Genomic DNA, 21,321 nt, shown 5'->3' with positions numbered 1-21,321 from the left:
TAAGCTGAGTACACAGAGAATCCTGCCGTAGGCAGGATAAAACTCTGAGAACTCTCAAAATAAATCTTTGTGAGTCTCTGAGTTTCTTAGCGCTACTCTGTGTTACAACTATTATTTATTCCCTACGGGAAATAATCCCATAGGCAACATCTTTGCTACCACCATTAAATTGCTACGCGATACCCAGAGGAAATAGTTTCCCGTTAGGGAAATAATGTTCGTAGAAAATAAGGTTTTAGGTAATTATTTCCCGTAGGGAATGAATAATTATTAACCACAAGGAACACAAAGCTTATCACAATGCACACAACGCTTTGTGTCACTTAGTGCTACCGTGGTGTCCTTTGTGGTAAAATGCATTGTATCTAAAAACTTCGTAACTTTGATACTTTGCAACTCCTATGTCACAAACACCCCACGAACACTATATGCAACGCTGCCTGGAACTGGCTGCCAACGGACTTCGCGAAGCCATGCCTAACCCTTCAGTTGGTGCGGTGCTGGTTTATGAAGGCAGGATCATTGGCGAAGGTCATACCTCCCCTTTTGGCGGTCCGCATGGTGAGGTAAACTGCCTGAATTCGGTTGCTGAAGCCGACAGACACCTTATTCCGCAGTCAACCTTATATGTTAGCCTTGAGCCGTGCAGCCATTACGGCAAAACCCCTCCGTGTTGTGACCTCATCATCAAAAATGAGATCCAAAATATCATTATAGGCTGTGTAGACCCTAATGAAAAAGTGGCAGGCAATGGCATCCGGAAATTGCAGGAAGCCGGAAAGAATGTTACTGTAGGTGTACTCGAAAAGGAATGCCGTGAGTTCAACCGCCGTTTTTTTACCTTTCACGAAAAACAGCGTCCGTACATCATATTAAAATGGGCTGAAAGTGCCGATGGTTTTTTGAGTCCTTCAGATAGATTGTTGGATAGTTCGACAGATCCGTCCAATCGAAATATCGAACAATCGAACAATCCAGCTCCGGTATGGATTACCAACAAATATTCCCGTCAGCTCGTTCACAAATGGCGCAGTGAGGAAATGGCAATATTAGTGGGTACGCAAACGGTTCTTGACGATAATCCGAGTCTTGATGTTCGTTCATGGGCGGGACCAAATCCGGTACGTATTGTATTAGACCGTACGAATCGTATTCCTGAAGGGTATTCGGTTAAAAATCATAAAATTAAATCAATTTTTTTGACAGAAACGCACAATTTGCCTAACTTAGATACCCTGTTGTATGAAAGCATAGCTTTTGACGACAAACTGCCAAAAAACATCTCCAAGGTGCTGTATAAGCACAACCTGCAGTCGGTTATCATCGAAGGAGGGCGTCAGACGCTCCAAACCTTTATTGATGCCAACCTGTGGGACGAAGCCCGCGTTTTTAAAGGGTCTGTTATTTTTCATGACGGAACCCCAGCCCCGCAGTTTGCCGCCCAGCCCATACACAGCGAAAGGATACTGGATGACGAACTTATAATTTACAGGAATTATGGTGAAGGCAATAATATTTGATTTCGGGGATATTTTCATTAACAAAAACAGTGCTGCTAAAGATAAAGCGCTGGCCGACCTTGGCCTGAAAGCGTGGACCGATGAGCACGAAAAACTGGAACTGAAACTGGAAACCGGCAAGATTGATGCTGAAGGCTTTTTAAAAGGACTTCAAAAATCGATGCCCGATGCTACCCTGAAAGAAATTAAAGCCGCCTGGAATGCCGGAATGGATGATTTTCCGTTGTACCGACTGGAGTTCCTGCAAAACCTGTCGAACAACTACCGACTGTTCCTTTTGAGCAATACCGATCCTATTCATATAGAGAAATTTGAACGCGATGTAGAGGCATCATTTTACATGGACTTTTACCAGTGCTTTGAAAAGGTATATTTCTCTCACGAAATAGGGCATCGCAAACCCGATACCGAAGCCTTTAACTATATACTCAATAAACACGACATTCAGCCGAAACGCACCCTGTTTGTAGACGATAAGAAATTCAACACCGATGCAGCGTCGGCCCTTGGCTTTCAGGTTTGGAACCTGCAAAAAGGCGAAGAGGATGTGGTAGATCTGTTTGAGAAAAAGGTAATCAATCTGGATGAGATTTAGTATTCAGTATTCAGTCGCAGTTTGCAGGTAGCTTCACTCATGCTCATAATACATAACACTATATCACGCTACGCATGTCATTGCGAGGAGGGACGACGTGGCACCCGAGGCTGTAAGCCGAACGGACGAAGTAATCTCAATGTAACGCGGACAACACGGATCGAGCGGATGCCGCGGATTTTTCCCACTCATCCCCCGAAGGCGATGCCATTGGCTATTACATGTGAGCCTTTAGGTTCGATTATATACAATTATTCCCCACAGATAGAATCCACAGGGAACAAATCAAAGTTACACCTCTAAAGCCTCGGCTTTTATCTTTCTGCCTTGTTTTACCACAATCTCAGAACCTTCAGCAAGGAAAACCGATACCGGCTTAAGGTTTTGCATAAAGGCAAAATCGGGTCCGTAGGTCTTTTCAAAGTTTACGCGCAATCCGTAATCTTTTACCGGATACACCTGCCAGCGTGGGTGTTGCACCTCATACTCGGCAGATACATTGTCTTTTATTTTGGTATAACCCCAAAAATGCTCCGTAATGAATTCTTCTTCGCTGCCTTCAACGATATCTACAGGTTCTTTTTCTGAGGTTGTTCTCATAACGTTCCACCTGCCGTCTTTCTTCCAGCCATATTTTACCGTAAGCGAATCGGCATCTTCCAGCCATGCATGGCTTGTGGTAAGGGTTTCGTAGTTTTCACTGTAAAATGCATTAGCGACCAGAGTCAGCGATGGCATCGGTACTATTTCTTTGATAAAGACAACGCCACGCCTGTAGCCTTCGGTATCTTTATACTTTACGTAAAAGCGCAGATTGATTTCTTCAAAATTTACATGAAAAGGAATCTTCATTTTCAGCATCCTGGTCTCCTGAAACATAAAGCCTACAAGACTGATATAACAGGTGTCATTCCACAGGTCGAGTTCGGTTTCAAAAGGCAGGTACGGCTTGAGTACTTCCGGATCTACCTTAAAGTTCATCATGACAAGCTTGCGCCACTGGGCATCAAGAAATGTCCTTTTTTTGATTGGTATAGTTTGTTGCATAAGCCTAAGATAATGAAAAAGTTAATTCACTATATCTCAGCTTTATAATTTATAAACATTCTATTTGACACACCCCCAACCCCTTCCGCCGCGGCGGGAGCTAGCTTCACTCAAACCTTCTTACCTGTACGCTTGTCATTGCGAATGAAGCGCAGCGTAATGTGGCAATCTTTTGGAATTAATAAGAGATTGCCACGCTTCATTGCATTTACTTCGCCAGTAGGGCAAGCCCTCTAGTCGCTCGCAATTACAAATAATACCGATAAGTGAGGTTAAATAAAAAAATCCACCCGAAGGTGGATTCTATATTGAGATAAATATATCTTAGTAGTTAAAAGTACCGTACTCGCTGGTAATAGTAAGCTCTTTTTTATCTGAAGCTTCTACCCTTCCTACTATCTGTGCATCTACGTTGAAAGACTTAGAGATAGCGATAATATCCTCTGCGATTTCCTGCGGAACGTAAAGCTCCATACGGTGACCACAGTTAAATACCTGGTACATTTCTTTCCAGTCGGTACCTGAGTTCTCCTGAATAAGCTTAAACAGTGGTGGCACAGGGAACAGGTTGTCTTTTATCACGTGAACGTTGTCTACAAAGTGAAGCACTTTTGTTTGTGCACCACCCGAGCAGTGTACCATTCCGTGTATTTCATTCGGAGTGTATTTCTCGAGTATCTTTTTGATGATAGGCGCATACGTACGCGTTGGCGAAAGTACCAGTTTACCGGCATCGATAGGGCTACCCTCAACCGCATCGGTAAGTTTGGTTTTTCCTGAATATACAAGCTCGGCAGGAACAGCCGCGTCGTAGCTTTCAGGGTATGCTTTTGCAAGGTAATTATCAAACACATCGTGGCGTGCAGATGTAAGTCCGTTACTGCCCATACCGCCGTTGTAACCCTTCTCGTAAGAAGCCTGACCGTATGACTCAAGCCCTACGATAACGTCACCCGCCTGAATGTTGGCATTGTCGATAACGTCGCTGCGTTTCATGCGTGCTGTTACGGTAGAGTCTACGATGATGGTACGAACAAGGTCGCCCACATCAGCCGTTTCACCACCAGTAGAATGGATGGTAACACCAAACGATTTCAGTTCTTCGATAAGTTCTTCAGTACCGTTGATGATGGCAGAGATAACTTCGCCCGGAACAAGGTTTTTGTTACGCCCAATAGTTGATGACAGCATGATGTTATCTACCGCACCTACACAAAGCAGGTCGTCAATATTCATGATAAGCGCATCCTGAGCAATACCTTTCCATACAGAGATATCGCCTGTTTCTTTCCAGTACATATAGGCAAGGGAAGATTTTGTCCCTGCACCGTCGGCATGCATTATAAGGCAGTAATCGTTGTCACCGGTTAGGTAATCAGGAACGATTTTACAGAAAGCCTTTGGAAACAGACCTTTATCAATATTTTTTATGGCGTTGTGAACATCCTCTTTAGAAGCCGAAACACCTCTCTGGCTGTAACGTTTGCTGTTATCAGAACTCATGGATATGGGTTTGTAATTAAGCGGCAAAGATAGGGTTAATGTAGTAATTATACAATGTAACGATGTATCAATTATTTAATGTGGCAATGTGATAATTACTTTAGGATTGTATATTTGTTATAAACTAAACCAATCAACGAACATGGGATTTCTTAGCAATCTGTTCAATAAAAAGGAAGAAGAGATAAATACTAATGCTGATTTTTGGAACTGGTTCCAAAATAACGAAAGAGCATTTTATAAGATTACCAAGTCGGGTGAATACATTAATAAATTCCATGAACCGCTAAGCGAAAAGCTTAACCAACTGAGAGAGGGTTACTTTTTTGTTTCCGGAATGATGAATAATGATACTGCAGAATTGATAATCACGGCCGATGGAAATATTAAAAACCTGGTATTTGTAGAAACATTAATCGCTGAAGCTCCCTCAATTCAGGGTTGGAAATTTACCGCGCATAAACCAGCATTAGACATTGAAAATGTAAGTATTTCAATGAATGGTTATACTTTTTCCGATCAAAACCTTTCATTTTATGCTAAAGAAGATCAAAACCATCCTGATGAGATTGATATTGTTATAGTAAACTCTGACTTTACTAAAGAAAATAGTGAAGACATAACAGTGGGGACGCAGATTTTCCTTGATAATTTTCTTGGAGAAATAAACTTTGCTACATCAATAGACAATCTTACTGTAGTTGGTAAAGAGGATGTTACACAAGAACTTATTCCCATCGAAAAACTCAAAGCCTATCTTATTTGGCGTGAAAAAGAATTTGTAGAGAAATATGAAGCTATTACGCCCAATTTAGAAGACAATACACATTCAATATTCGAATACTCATACAATAGTCGGCCAATTGTCGCAGTTATGAATACAGATTTATTAGAGTGGAATGAAAAATCTTCATATCCATGGATAATGAAAATCAGTATAGCTTATGATGGTTCTTACAATAATGGAATGCCTAACCAAATGATATCCGGTTTGATAGACTCAGCCGGAGACAAAATCACAGAACAACTGGAAAACCCAAATGATTATTTATACATTGGAAGAGAAACAGGTTGTGATACAAGAAATATTTTCTTCGCCTGTAAAGGTTTTAGAAAACCATCTTTAATTCTTGACGCCTTAATAAATCAGCAGACAAGGTTTGATATTAATTATTCTATTTACAAAGATAAATACTGGATGACTTTCAGTAGTTTTCAGAACTTAGAGTAATATTCAATAGCAAGGATTTGTAATCCCTGCCCACAAAGAGATGCTGCTGACTTCGCTGCGCTTCGCTCAGAATGACAGAACGTTAAATAGAGATTACTTCGTCCGTTCGGCTTACAGCCTCGGGTGCCGCGCTCCACTGCGTTGCGCTCGCAATGACAATCACTACGCAAATCTAAAGGCTCCGTCATTGCGAATGGAGCGTAGCGGTATGCGGCAATCTCTTGATAGTGCAGATTTGCAATCCATGCCCGCAAAGAGATTGCCGCGCTTTATTACATTGCGCTCGCAATGACAGAACGTTAAATAGAGATTACTTCGTCCGTTCGGCTTACAGCCTCGGGTGCCGCGCTTCATTGCATTGCGCTCGCAATGACAGAACGTTATTATAGAGCATGAGTGAAGCTCCTGCCAACTGAGTCTGAATACTGCGACTGGAACAGAGTGAAGCTTACCAACAACTGACAACCATCAACCGACAACTAAAACTAATTATTCTCCACAACAAGCACCTCTACCCTACGGTTGGCTTCGCGTTCCTCAGGAGTTTTTTCAGGGATTGGGTATATTGGCTGGGTAACGCCGAAACCTTCAAACGAAAGTCGGCTTTTCTCGATACCGTTAAGATTAAGGAACCTCATTACCGCTTTTGCTCTTTCGTAAGAGAGGTTTTGACGGTCGGCTTTCATACAGCATACATGACCTTCAAGTTTTATTTTCAGTCCGGGATTACGCTTCATAGTTTCGAGAAGCTCGAATAATCTATGGCGCGAGTCAGGCATAACAATATAGGTGTTTTCCTGAAAGTTCAGGTTGTCTATGCGAAGTTTTTCACCTGCTTTGGCCTCGCCAAGTTTCTTCATGAACTCAACATCAAGTTTCAGTTCTTCTTCTTTACCTCCCGGCCCCATTGCCATTACAGTCGACGGATATACTACCGGACCTTTTTTAACCGCCGGTTTAGGTGCTGTTTCGGTAATACCCAATATCTCGTTCTCACGGGCAAGGTCTTTCTCCAACAGGTAATAAATGGTAACCTTACGATTCTCTGCTTTGACAGCCGACATTTTATGCAGCTTCCCGAAACTTCTGGTCTTGAAGTCTTCACGGATTTTCACTTTTCCCTGAATCAGTCCGAATACGTGGCTAACCCTGCGTTGCGCAAGAGTATCATTCATACCTACACTTCCGTCTTCATCGGTATAGCCGTTTATGGCAAGTATCTTAGAGGTTTTATTGGCAGCAAGCCAGTCGTTCAGCCTTTTATCCTCCCCTTTTTTAAGTTCATATTTGTTGGTGTCAAAATACAACGAGAATTGCTCCTGTGCTTTGGCAGCAATCGAAATAAACAAAGTAAAGGCCAGTACTGTAAACAGCTTTTTCATGAGAGTTGATTTGTTTGTATAACGAAAATAGGGATTTATTTATTATTGTTTACAGTTTACAGCTGACAGTTAACAGTTCTTTTGTGCAACAGTAAACCGTTAACTGTAAACTTAAAACTAATTAGACAAAATCTCAATCTCTACCCTGCGGTTGGCGTAGCGTTGCTCGTCTGACCATTCGGGAATATCATAAATGGGTCTGCGTCCGCCAAAGCCTTTAGTTGTGACTCTTTTTTTATCTACACCATTGTTTATAAGATAGCTTTCCACCTCCTGTGCCCTTCGCCCCGAAAGATTGCCTGAATCATCTACATCGCAGCATATATGTCCCTGTATGTCAATCTTAAGTTTGGGATGGCTCAGCATTATGGCAAGAAGTTCTTTGAGTATGGGTCTGGATTCCGGTAGCACATAGGTTGTACCACCATAAAAAAGCATATTCCTGAGAATGATGATATCACCCACTTTTGCATTTACAATTTCTTTTTTAAGAGTCGTATCGGCAGACTGTTGTGGCTTGGAGTACTCCGCCTTTACATAGTTTATTTCTACCTTACGATCGGGTGAATGATCATAAGCCGTTGACTGTTCTTCGCCATACGCATTTTTAATCGCGTAATCTAAATTTACGTCACTCGCTTTCAGTAAAGCATATACATAAGCTGTTCTTTTTTCCGAAAGCTGCTGATTATACTCCGACTTTCCCGTTTTATCAGTGTAACCGTTTACCGTTTCAATATCGATATCAGGATTAGCCATAACCCACTCCTGAAATTTACCCAACGAAGATGTTGTAGCTTCGGCAGCACCGGTATCAAAATAGACCGTGAATTTTTGCTGGGCATTCGCCGAAAGGCAGAACAAATAAAATAGTAGTAATATTGGTTTCATATAGTTGGCTGTAGGGATTTTAGTATAACGATAGTAATATACAATTATTTTAATGTAGCAATCGTTCAATGTGAAAATGTAGCAATTCCTCATCCTTATGTAATCACCTCTCCTGAGCTATCGGGGAGCTCCGAAGAAGAGAGGAGCAACCACGATTGCTTTTAGATTGCCACGCTGCATTGCATTTCGCTCGCAATGACGATGTACAACAAACAAAAAATCCCCCGCACTTTAGCACGGGGGATTCTGACTCAAATAAGATATATGAAATATTATCGTGTAAACAATAATTCTCTGTATTTAGTAAGTGTCCAGATCTCGTCGTCAACAAGAAGCTCAAGCTTATCAGCGTGCTCTCTGATTACGTCAAAATAAGGTTTTACGTTATCGCAGTAAGCGTGAGCCATTTCTTCAGCAGAAGTAAGAGCGTTAGCTTTCTTACGAGCTTCAGTCATATCCTCAACTTTTGCGTTGATCTCAGAGATGTGGCCTGAGATTTCTTTGATAAGCGTAATTTGCTCTTTAGCAACTGCTTCAAAGTCTTTCGCTCCAAAGATCTCTTTAAGACCTTTTACGTTCTCGATAAGAATATTTTGGTAACGGATAGCTGTAGGGATTACGTGGTTTCTTGCGATATCACCAAGAACACGTCCTTCAATCTGGATTTTCTTAGTGTACTCTTCAAGTTCGATTTCGTAACGTGCTTCAGCCTCAACGTGGTTCATTACACCAAGACCTTCAAATAGCTCTAGTGATTGTTTAGAAACTTTAGCTTTAAGCGCAGATGGCGTAGTTTTAAAGTTACTTAGTCCACGTTTAGCAGCTTCTTTCTCCCAAGCTTCGCTGTAACCGTCACCTTCAAAAAGGATAGCTTTAGTTTCTTTGATGTATTCTCTCAGTACGTTAAAGATAGCATCATCTTTCTTCATACCTTTCTCTTCGATAAGCGCATCAACAGCTACTTTAAATTCTTTAAGTTGTTTAGCTACGATAGAGTTAACGATAGTCATTGCGTTAGCACAGTTAGCGCTTGAACCTACAGCACGGAACTCAAATTTGTTACCTGTAAAGGCAAACGGAGAAGTTCTGTTTCTGTCAGTGTTGTCAAGAAGTACGTCCGGAAGTTTACCTACAACGTTAAGTTTAAGGTCAGTTTTCTCTTCAGGAGAAAGTTTACCGTTAGATACACCTTCAAGTTCTTCAAGAACTTTAGTCAGTTGCTGACCGATGAATACAGATATGATTGCAGGAGGAGCCTCGTTAGCACCCAACCTGTGGTCGTTAGTAGCAGTAGCAATAGAAGCTCTCATTAGTTCTTCATGAGTGTACACCGCTTTGATAGTGTTGATGAAGAACGTAAGGAACTGCAGGTTGCTCATTGGCGTTTTACCAGGTCCAAGAAGGTTAACACCTGTATCAGTCGCAAGCGACCAGTTGTTGTGTTTACCAGAACCGTTTACACCTTTAAATGGTTTTTCGTGGAAAAGCACTTTAAAGTCATGGCGCTCTGCAACTTTCTGCATTACGTCCATAAGTAGTGAGTTGTGGTCAACTGCAAGGTTAGTCTCTTCAAATATCGGAGCAAGCTCAAACTGATTTGGAGCTACCTCGTTGTGACGTGTTTTAACCGGTATACCAAGTAGCATACACTCGTTTTCAAGGTCACGCATATAGTTAAGAACACGTGTTGGGATAGAACCAAAATAGTGGTCTTCTAACTGTTGTCCTTTAGCAGATGTATGTCCAAGTAGAGTACGTCCTGTAAGTGTGATGTCAGGTCTTGAGTTAGCAAGTGCAGCATCAACAAGGAAATACTCCTGCTCCCATCCCAGGGTAGCAGTTACTTTCTTAACATTTTTGTCGAAGTAACGGCATACTTCAGTTGCAGCCTCGTCAACTGCGTGAAGTGCTCTTAGAAGTGGAGTTTTATAATCAAGTGCCTCTCCTGTGTATGAAATAAACACAGTAGGGATACATAATGTAGTTCCATAAATGAATGCAGGCGATGTAGGATCCCATGCAGTATATCCGCGAGCCTCAAAAGTGTTACGGATACCACCGTTAGGGAAAGATGATGCATCCGGCTCTTGTTGTACAAGCTGGCTACCACCGAATTTCTCTACCGGGTCGCTGCCATCATAAGATGTTTCGAAGAAAGCATCGTGCTTTTCTGCAGTAGTACCTGTTAGTGGCTGAAACCAGTGAGTGTAGTGTGTTACACCTTTAGAAAGAGCCCACTCTTTCATACCCATTGCTACATAATCAGCAATCTTTCTGTCGATTTTAGTTCCATGCTGCATTGCGTTTTTAACTGCCTGGTAAGCATCAGGAGTTAAGAATTGACGCATCGCTTTGTCATTGAACACATTACTACCAAAAATGATTGATTTTCTGTCTAGTTCTTCAACTTTAACCGGCTTGCGGTTAGCTGTTTGCTGAAGTGCCTGAAAACGAAATGTTGACATGAAACTAATTTTTTAATGTTAATGAAGAATTAAATTCTGTGCAAATGTACAAAAAAATGTTTCAAATTTTACACACCCCCATTTTTTTAGGGGTCAAAAAATAATTATTTTATCAAATACACAATTACACCCCCAATTTACAAACGAAAGGAATTTTTCATTAAATTTACATAAGCCGGATTTCGTTTTTTGCATTATTTTCAAAAAACAACCATAATCAGTTAACAAAAATTTAAAATCCCCAAAGCTTTGTTAATTGAGTTAAATATATCCTAAGCATATTGCCTTCAGGATGAGGATTATATAATTTAGTGAAAGATAATCTGATAACACTAAAATATAATCTGCCATGAAAAACAAGAAACTTATACTAGGTATTGCTGCAGGAGCAGCTTTACTTGCAGGAGCAGCAGTAGTAATTGCACGCAAAAGAGCTAAAAGAAACCATCAGCTGGATATTGAAAATGCCAAAGCGCATTTTAGAGGGAAACTAAACGAATTGCAGCGCAAAGCACAAAAAGAGTTTAAGGACACAGGGAGCGATGTTAAAGAGGTAGTAAATGCCGCAAAAGACAGAGCTAACGAATGGGTAAACAGCGTAAACAGCTAAACTAAGCCTTTTACTGTAACCCAACACACGATAAAACCGGTTCTTTATATTTCTACATTAAAGTATAATGGCCGGTTTTTTTCAATGCAGACAATGAAACTGATGTAATGAAGAACTAAAAAAAATACTAATACCCGTAATGCGCCATGAAAACAAGAAAGAATGCAGGAAAAAAATTTCAACCTTACAATAACCTGATAGAACAGCTCGCAGCCCAGGCAGCCGAAGCCGATAATAAAATATTGCCTGAAATTTTAGTCATAACCACTTTTCCGCCAAGGCAATGCGGCATCGCTACCTATTCTCAGGATCTTATCAAGGCGCTTAACGATCATTATGTAGATTCTTTCGCTATTAAAATATGTGCCTTAGAAAATAATAATGAAAAACACTCTTATACTGATCCTGCTGTTAAATACATTCTTGATGTATCTGACCCTGAATCATACAATCAGCTTGCGCAAGCCATAAATGAAGATGACAATATTAAGGTAGTGCTTATGCAGCATGAGTTTGGATTGGTTCACGAAAGCGTTTCTAACTTTAACTTCTTCATCAACGATGTTAAAAAACCATTAGCAGTGGTTTTTCATACTGTATTGCCGGGTCCAAATGACGAGTTAAGGGCAAACGTTCAGCACATTCTTGACCGCGCCGACTCCTTAATAGTAATGACCAATAATGCATCCGATATACTGGTTCGCGACTATATCGTGAACCGTGATAAGATTACCGTGATTCCACACGGTACACACCTTGTTGCCCACACTGACGAAAATGAGCTAAAACGCAAGTATGGATTTGAAGGCAGAACCATACTCTCTACCTTTGGGCTACTTAGTGCAGGAAAAAGTATTGAGACTACTCTCGATGCGCTTCCTGCAGTAATTAAGAACACACCCGATGTACTTTTCCTTATCATAGGCAAAACGCACCCTACCGTAGCACTTAACGAAGGCGAAGCATATCGCGATTCGTTGATTGCAAAAATTACGGAACTGGGTATTGAAGAAAACGTAAAATTCATCAATAAATATGTTGACCTGAACGAGTTACTTGAATACCTTCAGCTTACCGATGTTTATCTGTTTACATCAAAAGACCCTAACCAGGCAGTAAGCGGAACTTTCTCTTATGCCCTTAGCTGCGGATGCCCTATTATCTCAACCCCTATTCCTCATGCTAAAGAAGTACTGGCAGGTGAAACAGGATTTACATTCGACTTTGGAAATTCCGGGCAACTTGCTGACCGTATTAACACCTTATTGTCTGATTCTGAATTAAGGAGAACAATGGTATTAAACGGACTTCATAAGATTATCCACACCGCATGGGAAAATTCTGCTGTAGACCACGCAAAACTGCTTTCGCAAATGGGTAACATAAAGCTGGAATATCGCAACCCTGCTGTAAACCTGAACCACATTAAAGCAATGACAACCGATTTTGGTATGCTTCAGTTCAGTCAGCTTAACAGGCCTGACCTTAATTCCGGTCATACACTTGATGATAATGCGCGTGCAATGATAGCCATGTCGCAATACTACAAACAGTATAAAGACCCCGAGGCACTTCGCTACATAAAAATATATCTGGATTTTATAGAGTTCTGCCAGTTTGAAGATGGTAGATTTATGAACTATGTAGATGTCAACAAACAATTTACTGCACAGAACAAAAACGAAAACCTTGAAGACAGTGCAGGGCGTGCCATGTGGGCTCTGGGTTATGTAGTTTCGTTAAGCAACATTCTGCCTTTGGAAATAACTGCCAAAGCAGCCAGAATGTTCCAAAGATCTCTGTCATTAACAAAAAACATCTACTCTACAAGAGCAATGGCTTTTGTAATCAAAGGATTGTACTACTACAACCGAAAAATTAAAGACGCTGATACTCTTATATATATCAAGCTTTTTGCTGACCGCTTGGTACAAATGTACCTACATGAATCTGATGATGAATGGAAATGGTTTGAAGGCTACCTGACTTATGCCAACAGTTTATTACCGGAAGCATTACTGCTTTGCCATACTATTACCGGAGATGAAACTTATAAGGAAATTGCAAAAGAATCATTTGACTTTTTGATATCGCATACCTTTGACGAAAATGCCATCAGGATAATTTCTAACCGAAGCTGGTTATACAGGGGCGGAAAAAGAGAACGCTATGGTGAACAGCCTATTGATGTAGCCTACACCATACTTGCACTTCGCAAGTTCCACGATATATTCAAATCAGAAGAATACCTTAATAAAATGGAGATGGCCTTTAACTGGTTCTTAGGTAACAACCACCTGCAACAGATTATTTACAATCCATGCACAGGAGGCTGTTTTGACGGACTGGAAGAATACAACGTTAATCTGAATCAGGGAGCAGAAAGCACTGTGAGCTACCTTATGGCAAGACTAACCATCACTAAATATTTTGGTAATGCCGATATGGTATACTTCAGGAGAAAACAAAGAGCCGCAAAAATTTCTGCATTACGCTCACTTGAATTCTAAACTTCGTAAACCACACCTTGATGTGTCCCCAAATAGAGAGGCCCCTGCAATGCAGGGGCCTCTTGAGTTATATAGCAGAGCGATTGAGAAAAAGGCTCTTAATTTAATTTTTCAATTTGTACTGTTTTACCTTGTTTTTCAGAAAGTGCACTCATTACAGCTTCGAAATCATTTGTATCTACAGTTGAAGCAAAATAACCCGGAACCTGAACGATTCTGAATGTTTGCCCCTGAGTGAATTGAGGCGCTGTTGCAAGATCAAAGTTAGCATCTACAGTAAGCAAAACATCATCTGCAGTAAAGTTGAAATCATAATCAACCTCGTCAGCTCCCATATAAATAGTACGCGGTATTTGTTGCCACACAGTAAAACCTTCCCCATCATCAGTAAGCCTATACACTAGTACAACGTCAGAATCGTACATAGGCGTAGTGAATGTTACAAGTCCGTTATACTTGCCCGTAGTATTATTATACGTCATGTTCACGGTATGCTCCGTTACAGCAGCAATAGTATCATAATCTACATTATCGTCGTCGCTGCTACAGCTCGTCAGCCCAAATACACTCACAATGCTTAATAGTAAAAATATCTTTTTCATGATTTAAAATGCGTTTAGTTGTTGATTTAATTTTACAGTTTAAAGATACAATTCCAAAAACCGAACCAAAAATTTAATTCAATAAAAATTTACTAAAAAAAGTTTTGGATACCTTTGTATATGATGGACAGTAATTTAAAATTATACATGGTTTTACTGGGCTGCACGCCCAAAGGGAGGCTAACCGAACAGCACGATATTTTTTTTGGGATAGGCACTTCTGTTGAAGGGCTTGTAAGCGATATGTACCGTTTTTGGCCTGATGGCGGACGCCTGCATGTAGACTCCTGGCGCGAAGTTACTTATATAAATGGCTATACCATTTCTATTGTTCCTAAAAGCGAAGCTACCATCACAGAAGAAAAGTTGTTTTTCCTGAATCTGGGCGGTTACAAAGCCGGTGAATTTGAAGAGTACCATTATAAAACCCTGATTGTTGCCAAATCTATGGCCGAAGCGGTGAAAGAAGCCAAGAAGTCTACTTTCTTTAAACATTATAACCTGCCTAAAGGTGGCGCTTCGCATATTGACGACAAATATGCCCTTGACGTAGATGATATGCATAATGTGGAAGATATACTTGACCCTGCATTAAAAGAAAAGTTCACCATCAGCATCTCAAAAAATGAGGGCACTGATGATGAACTTCATATAGGTTATCTAAAACTAAAGGTTTAGAAATTCAGCATTACTGTTTTTTTACCCCTTGGTTTTTTCTCTACAGGAATAATGATCTTAACTACACTACCCCATCCCGGATCGCAGTCAATCCTCATGATACCACCGGTTGAATTCAGGTGGCTGTCAAGACGTTTTTTATCAGCTTCCGATTTTTCAATACCCTGACCGTTGTCTTTAATTGAAACCATCAAACGGGTACCTGTATAGGTAATTCCAAAGAATACTTTTGAAACCTGCGGATCTTCCTTAACAAACACAAGACTATCCTTAATAACCGAAAGTAACCCTACCTGACTTTCTTTTGTAATTACCGTATTAGAGATACTGTCCGGTTCAGAGATAAGAACCTCAACCGGACTGTCCTTAAAGTAATCAAGAACATATTCTTTAATACTTCCTGAATAGTTAGTAAGCGTTGTAGTTTTTGGCGTAAGCAACCAAACGATATCACGAATATTCTCTTCGATTTTACGTGTGGTTTCCTGCATAGCCTCACCCTGGCTTTTTATAGAAGGAAGTCCGTTAGCCCTTTCCACGATAGATTCGCTCAGCGAGTTGATTTCCTCAAGCTTAGAGTCAAGATCATTGTGCAGGTTTTGCACCATTCTTAAACGCTCCTGCCCTTCGGCTTCGCTAAACATATTGTCTTCTTTATTCTTTTTAAGTGCATTTCTTCTTAGCACAAAGCCCACAATTACCAAAACAATAAGCACCACAACCCCAATAAAAGTGTAGAAGTAAAAATCGTAGCCGGCAGTACTTGTACTACTACTGTTAGTATCTTCGCTTTGAGCAGTTACAATCTTGGTTTTTCCTGCTCTAGCCTTAAGCTCAGCAATTTCTTTAGAATGCTTAGCATTGATAAAAGCCTCTTTCTTTTGCTCGTGGATTTTGTGGTAACGCACCGATTCAGGATACTGCCTCAGGTTCTCATAAGCATTAGCCATACCTAGGCTGGCGTTCATTATTACTTCGTCATATTTTATAGAAGTAGCATCAAGATAAGCCTGCTCATAAAGGCGAAGTGATTCGTTATAGTCCTCCATCATGGCAAGCACTCCACCAAGGCTACACAAAACATCTGCAACCTTAAAGCGGTCATTAGCACTGTTAAAATATCCTAATGCCTCTTTATAATTTAGGATGGACTGAGGAAAATCGCCAAGCTTTTTGTAGGCATTCCCCATATGACTCAATGTTTGCCCCGCCTGAATTTCCATACCACGCGCCCTGTATATAGCCAGCGCCTGGCTATAGGCCTCAAGTGACTTATCTATTTTATGAAGATTTTCATAGGCAGGTCCAATCCCTGTAAGCGCATCGGCAGTAAGCATCTCGTTATTCAGTTGCTTACCAAGCTTTATCGCTTCAGTGAAATACTGAACGGCTAAATCGTCTCTGTTTTGTTTAACATACAAAAGGCCTATTTCTTTGGAAGTATTAGCTACTCCAAGATTGTCTCTTGTGTTTTTAAATGCCGGTAAAGCCAATATGTAGTTTTTCAGGGCTTCGGCAGTGTTGTCGTTTTTAAGGTAGGCAGTAGCTAAAGCAGTGTAGGCTTTACCCATTGTCCTTTCATCTTTGTTCTCTCGGGCAAGCGTCGCACTTTCCTTCAGCAACGATATACCGCTACTGAAATTATTTTTCGAAATTTCTTCAATTCCTTGCTCGAGCAAATGTTTTGGCGAATTGTCCTGAGCAGAGCAGGTTAAACCAACCAATAGGGCGAAAAAAAATAAGATTTTTTTCATTAAACATCGTTTTAGGGGGCTTTAACAAAAATAGTAAAAACCAATCATAAAATAAACTTATTGTTAATTTATAAATATTTTTGAATTTATTCGACGAAAGTGCTAAAATATTCGATACTTAACTTATTTAAAAGTTTTTTATTGAAAAAATCTCACATTTTTCACACTATTTAAAAAACTAAAATTGTAAGAAAAATTATTTTTTATTGAGAAACCCCTTTCAAAAGCATTAAATACATAGATTAAGTACGCATTTTACCGATGAAATGCATATTTTTTTGATAAGAGTTTTCGGCTTAAATAAATCCGGAAAAAAGATTTATTTTTTAAATAAACGGTAAGAATATTCTGGGTATTTATCGAGTTTGATACTATAAATTCCCCCAGCTAACTTTGTTATATCGATACGGTTATGCTCCGAGACTATGGTTCCTCTCAACACTTCTTTCCCGCTACTATCATAAAAAAAATAAGCCTGATCTTTTATCGAATTATCAACATCGATATAGACGATTTCACGGGTAGGATTCGGATAAATCCGTACAAGATTCCTCACCTCATTCTGAGGTATACTCAACTCAAAATTCTCCAGGTAATTTGCCAAAAAAGGAGATAAATCAAAGCGATGCAATTTTTGTACAACATTCACGAAAGGCTGTTTTTCAAGATGCTCATTGGAGACAAAATAAGAGCGTCCGTTTTGTGTTGCAATACCTTCCGTCTGATGAAAACCGATACCTGTTACGCCAACTTTCCTTTTATTTCCTGAAAGGAAATCATATCCCTTAAAATCATACAACAGATACAAAAAAGGAGTAACAATACCACTGTATCCGCACAAAACAACGAGTTTTTTATCTTCTATAAAAGTTGCACCGGTTATCAGTCCTTTTACATCTAAAGTCCCTTTAAACTGAGCAATATAAGTACCCGGAGTTTTAGGCAACGCATATACGCTTGTCTTTTTGCTAATCCACTGCTTTGTAAAAAGATAAATGCTATCCTGCGAAACTACCATTGCCTCACAGTCAAAATCAGTACTATTGTTGTTTGTCGGAGAAAAATCAGTTTGGTCAGCATAACTAAATTTGATGGATTCAATTATTGGATTTCCTGCCATAACCGAGGTTTTACTCACTTTAAGGATCTCAAGGTTTTGCCTGTTTCCACTTACGTTATTTCCAAAATCACCAATGTAAAAATTGTCACTATCCTGTGCTATTTCTTCCCAATCCTGATTTGTAGTACCGGCAACAGGAAGTGTTTTAATAATAGCTCCCGTAATGCTATCCAGAGCGTATAGGTTAAAATCGGTATTATCATTATGGGTATATAATGTATCATTGCTAAAAATTAGTCCTGATGTTTCTACAACTTCAGCGGGAAGCGTAACCGTTGACAAAGCCTGTACTGACGCCGACGCATACTGGCAACTTCCGTCATTATGAGTAGCCAAAGGGTTATAGTTAGTACTCATTGGGTCGGTACAGCCAAATACCTGGGCTGAAGCACAATTGCCCGTTACTAATAAAACCACTATTAAAACCCAATTTTTCACTACTTATAGTTTTATATGATAAAGGTAGTGATTACGAAAACAAATAAAAAAACCATTCACATTAGCAAATGGTTTCAAATTTCAGTTTTTAGTTTTTATTGATAGTGAATTTCGGTTGCTTCATTTAATATGAGTAGCTACGGCTTCATTTGTCGTTGGTCTTTACTAACACTCCAAAAGTATAAGAAACCAAAATACATCAACTTAAAAATTAAGAATAATTCGACATAAACCAAAAGTTAACCGACAAAAAACAGATTGAGTGTTAGGATTTCTTACTCATAATACACCTCTCTTATCGAGTACGGTATTGAGGCATTATTTTTAAAACATCTCACTTTTACAGGATAATTACCGGCGTTAAATTGGTATTCATAGCTAAAAGTATCTCCATTGCTATCGGTGCGCTTTGCAACATATTTTGTATTGCCCAGGCTTTGGGTTAAAAAACCATTTATCAGGAGCGCATTGATTGCATTACCCTTAAACTGGTTAAGTACTATTTTATGCTGATGCCCTAAAGGAGCTGGCTCGTTGATATATTCAAAATCCGAAATAAAGGATCCGTTTTTATACTTTAAAATATTATCATCGGTATATGTAAGTTCCTCGGTGGCAGAACCTACTGTCTTTTTATACAATTGACCTGCATTATTGATGTAATACACAGCATAAACCGGTTCTCCTGAACCTGTTGTGGTAGCAGTAATGGTATTAGTACTGTTTTCGGTATAAACAAAGGTAGTAGAAGCTGTTGTAGTACCCGTTTCATTTTTAGACACTACCCTACCTAAGTTGTCATAGGTAAGCACATAACCATAATCAGGTGTTTGCAGGCCGTCTGCAGCCGAATAATGCGTAATACTCTCTAATGTCCCTGAGGCATTATAAGCAAACTCGCTTTTCGCCGAAAGCTCATTGAGGTTATTGTATTGCTCTTCAAGTACGGCTTTGTCTTCGTCAAAATAGGTTTTGGAAGTAAGTTTTACCGAACCATCTGGGTTGAATTCGGTTTGTACAATTTCACGAAGTATTTTTTCGCTATTCTCTCCGGAAGTGTCTTTACCGGAATTGTCGTCGTTAGAGCACGATGCCATTACCATGGCAAAACATGCAAGCAGTAATCTGGTTTTCATAGTGGGGGGACTATTTTATACTGCTAAGTAACAGTAAAAAAATTATATATCAAAAAAACATCCGCCGAAGCGGATGTCCTGTTACTCTTGATATGTTATCTCCCTGACCTCATAAGGAGTAGAACTTCCCAGAACGAACAGGGTCACTCTTACAGGATAACCGTCATCATCAAATTCATAGTTATAGGTTAAAACCTGACTAGTAGAAGCATTCGTTGATGTTTGCTGCGATACATATTTAACAACACCATTACTTACTGAAGCAAATCCTCCGGCCAGTATAGCATTATTAAAATTTCCGCCAAACTTGTTCTGGTTAATCTTAACATAACTACCTTTTACAAATTCATTTTCAACAAATTCAAAGCTCATTGAAGAAGCACCTAATTGAGTATAACTCTCAACATTACCTGACCAATAAACCGCCTGTGTCCATATTGTATTATCAGCATCTACTTTTTTTTCAATATGCCCATAATCATTTATATAAAAGGTATAATTCGTAGTCACGTCTTCCGACGGTGGTCCTGACACTGTTTCTACCGCCGAAATGGTATTATCTGCATTGTAAACAAAAGAGGTAATAGTATGAGTTCCTTCTATCCCGCTAGCATCCATATCATCAATGCCTGTTATTCTTGATGATGCATCGTAACTAAAAGATGTTATTGATGAAGGCTGACTGGGGTCTCCCATACCAAAGCCGTACGTTTTTGTTACAGACAAAAGTCCACTTTCATTATACTCATAAGTTGTCTTTGAAAAACTCTCATCCTGACTATCATAACGGTTAATGATGGTTAGTTTATTATCATCATCAAAATCATATACATCTTTATAGATGCTACCATTGTTCTGGTATCTTTTCACAACCATCTGGTCGAGTTTTTTTTCCGGCGGCGATGGCCACGATGAATCATCATCACTACACGAAATGACTGACAGCGCAAAAAATGCGAGTAATAATTTAGTTTTCATAGGATTGATTTTTTCTACTAATATACAAAAAATTCTTACAATTAAAACCAATATAAAATTTCCTTAGTAAAAGTTAAATGATTTCTGCCACTATAGTAATGTTTTTACCTTTAAGTAAACATTAAAAACAAACCGCTATGAGAGATTTATTAAGAGCATTATTAGCAGGCTGGGGCGCCAAGAAAGCGGGCTTCGGCTGTATAGGAACCATTATTGTATTTATAATACTATACTGGCTGCTGGGGCACGTTTTTTAGACAGCCCTATGCAGCTCCGGCTGCGGCAGCTTGTGCTTCGATATAAAAGTAAACCGATAAAAGCCAAAGCATTTTATCCTGCTCTTCATCGCCAAAAGCATCACTGAGCATTAACCTGTAATCCTGAGAAAATTTATTCCACTTAAAATCGGAATGCACTTCCAGTAATATTTCATTTCTGTGGTTCTTTATTACATATCCCCCTTTAAAGAAACCTTTGGGCGTTAGCGTTAACGGACGTTCTTCGTCCATAGCTTTAGTAATCACATAGCCCTTCCAGGTGTTCTTAACCGTAAACACTACCTTACCGTCTTTTATCACCTCATACCTGAAATTCCAAAAGCCTGTGGGGCATATCCTGTAAACACTCTCACCAATAGTAATGGCCGCCATTTGCGAATACCATTTAGGATATTCCATTACACCTATTACCTCATCGTTAAAACGGGCGGTGTACTTTCTCTTTTCGGATTTTACAGTAATTGTTTTCATAACAATGATTTGTTACGTAAAGGAAGTAATACTATTACCAAAAACCAAAAAACATGATACAGATGTTGGCAGGGTTGTTACAAAAAAAGCCTCCCAATTTGGGAGGCTAATC

General features: G+C 39.7%; 17 protein-coding genes. 6 read left to right on the top strand and 11 right to left on the bottom strand.

Annotated elements, in window-relative coordinates; genetic code table 11:
• The first annotated feature begins 401 nt into the window (after positions 1-401).
• The gene (gene ribD, locus DEU42_RS15560; protein ID WP_233506715.1) at positions 402-1,520 is read left to right on the top strand and encodes a bifunctional diaminohydroxyphosphoribosylaminopyrimidine deaminase/5-amino-6-(5-phosphoribosylamino)uracil reductase RibD; all 1,119 of its coding nucleotides are present in this window, start codon (positions 402-404) and stop codon (positions 1,518-1,520) included.
• Positions 1,498-2,115, top strand: coding sequence for an HAD family hydrolase (locus DEU42_RS15555; protein ID WP_114759250.1), 618 nt, complete (start codon positions 1,498-1,500; stop codon positions 2,113-2,115). The genes ribD and DEU42_RS15555 overlap by 23 nt, the downstream gene beginning before the upstream one ends.
• A gap of 291 nt (positions 2,116-2,406) precedes the next feature.
• On the opposite strand, the gene DEU42_RS15550 is transcribed toward DEU42_RS15555, so the two are convergent.
• Complete coding sequence (locus DEU42_RS15550; protein ID WP_114759249.1) at positions 2,407-3,162, bottom strand: YqjF family protein; 756 nt, start codon at positions 3,160-3,162, stop codon at positions 2,407-2,409.
• A gap of 324 nt (positions 3,163-3,486) precedes the next feature.
• Positions 3,487-4,665, bottom strand: a complete 1,179-nt coding sequence (locus DEU42_RS15545) for an AIR synthase related protein (RefSeq protein WP_114759248.1) — start codon at positions 4,663-4,665, stop codon at positions 3,487-3,489.
• 142 nt (positions 4,666-4,807) lie between these two features.
• Between DEU42_RS15545 and DEU42_RS15540 the strand changes: the two genes are divergently transcribed.
• Positions 4,808-5,896, top strand: coding sequence for a DUF695 domain-containing protein (locus DEU42_RS15540; RefSeq protein WP_114759247.1), 1,089 nt, complete (start codon positions 4,808-4,810; stop codon positions 5,894-5,896).
• 485 nt (positions 5,897-6,381) lie between these two features.
• Here DEU42_RS15540 and DEU42_RS15535 read toward each other — a convergent pair whose 3' ends face one another.
• The 3 genes from DEU42_RS15535 to DEU42_RS15525 form a co-directional block, all read right to left on the bottom strand.
• Positions 6,382-7,278, bottom strand: coding sequence for an OmpA family protein (locus tag DEU42_RS15535; RefSeq protein ID WP_114759246.1), 897 nt, complete (start codon positions 7,276-7,278; stop codon positions 6,382-6,384).
• A 117-nt stretch (positions 7,279-7,395) separates the two neighbouring features.
• On the bottom strand, positions 7,396-8,169 hold the full coding sequence (locus tag DEU42_RS15530) for an OmpA family protein (RefSeq protein WP_158537893.1): 774 nt from the start codon (positions 8,167-8,169) through the stop codon (positions 7,396-7,398).
• Between the two features lie 272 nt (positions 8,170-8,441).
• A complete protein-coding gene (locus tag DEU42_RS15525; RefSeq protein WP_114759244.1) occupies positions 8,442-10,634 on the bottom strand; it encodes a glutamine synthetase III in 2,193 nt (730 codons plus the stop codon).
• Between the two features lie 349 nt (positions 10,635-10,983).
• Between DEU42_RS15525 and DEU42_RS15520 the strand changes: the two genes are divergently transcribed.
• Entirely contained in the window at positions 10,984-11,244 is a 261-nt protein-coding gene (locus tag DEU42_RS15520; RefSeq protein WP_114759243.1) for a hypothetical protein, read from the top strand.
• A gap of 146 nt (positions 11,245-11,390) precedes the next feature.
• Complete coding sequence (locus DEU42_RS15515) at positions 11,391-13,754, top strand: glycosyltransferase (protein WP_114759242.1); 2,364 nt, start codon at positions 11,391-11,393, stop codon at positions 13,752-13,754.
• Positions 13,755-13,852: 98 nt separating this feature from the next.
• Here the strand turns inward: DEU42_RS15515 and DEU42_RS15510 are convergent, their stop codons facing one another.
• Entirely contained in the window at positions 13,853-14,356 is a 504-nt protein-coding gene (locus DEU42_RS15510) for a hypothetical protein (RefSeq protein ID WP_114759241.1), read from the bottom strand.
• Positions 14,357-14,476: 120 nt separating this feature from the next.
• On the opposite strand from DEU42_RS15510, the gene DEU42_RS15505 reads away from it, so the two are divergent.
• A complete protein-coding gene (locus DEU42_RS15505; protein WP_317047657.1) occupies positions 14,477-15,034 on the top strand; it encodes a DUF1543 domain-containing protein in 558 nt (185 codons plus the stop codon).
• Here DEU42_RS15505 and DEU42_RS15500 read toward each other — a convergent pair.
• The 5 genes from DEU42_RS15500 to DEU42_RS15480 all read right to left on the bottom strand — a co-directional run bounded on the left by DEU42_RS15500 (position 15,031) and on the right by DEU42_RS15480 (position 21,209).
• On the bottom strand, positions 15,031-16,788 hold the full coding sequence (locus DEU42_RS15500) for a tetratricopeptide repeat protein (RefSeq protein ID WP_114759240.1): 1,758 nt from the start codon (positions 16,786-16,788) through the stop codon (positions 15,031-15,033). The genes DEU42_RS15505 and DEU42_RS15500 overlap by 4 nt on opposite strands.
• A 319-nt stretch (positions 16,789-17,107) precedes the next feature.
• Positions 17,108-18,346 (bottom strand): T9SS type A sorting domain-containing protein, encoded by a 1,239-nt coding sequence (locus DEU42_RS15495; RefSeq protein WP_233506713.1) that lies wholly within the window; start codon positions 18,344-18,346, stop codon positions 17,108-17,110.
• Between the two features lie 275 nt (positions 18,347-18,621).
• On the bottom strand, positions 18,622-19,482 hold the full coding sequence (locus DEU42_RS15490; protein ID WP_114759238.1) for a hypothetical protein: 861 nt from the start codon (positions 19,480-19,482) through the stop codon (positions 18,622-18,624).
• A gap of 81 nt (positions 19,483-19,563) precedes the next feature.
• Positions 19,564-20,460 carry a hypothetical protein gene (locus DEU42_RS15485; protein WP_114759237.1) on the bottom strand — a complete coding sequence of 299 codons (897 nt, stop codon included), beginning with the start codon at positions 20,458-20,460 and terminating at the stop codon, positions 19,564-19,566.
• A 263-nt stretch (positions 20,461-20,723) separates the two neighbouring features.
• Complete coding sequence (locus DEU42_RS15480; protein WP_114759236.1) at positions 20,724-21,209, bottom strand: hypothetical protein; 486 nt, start codon at positions 21,207-21,209, stop codon at positions 20,724-20,726.
• Positions 21,210-21,321: the final 112 nt, after the last annotated feature.

Origin of the sequence: Flavobacterium sp. AG291, from assembly GCF_003350375.1 — a bacterium.
GTDB lineage: Bacteria > Bacteroidota > Bacteroidia > Flavobacteriales > Flavobacteriaceae > Flavobacterium > Flavobacterium suzhouense.
The sequence above is the reverse complement of the archived record's forward strand: the minus strand, read 5'-3'. Positions and strand labels throughout refer to the sequence as shown.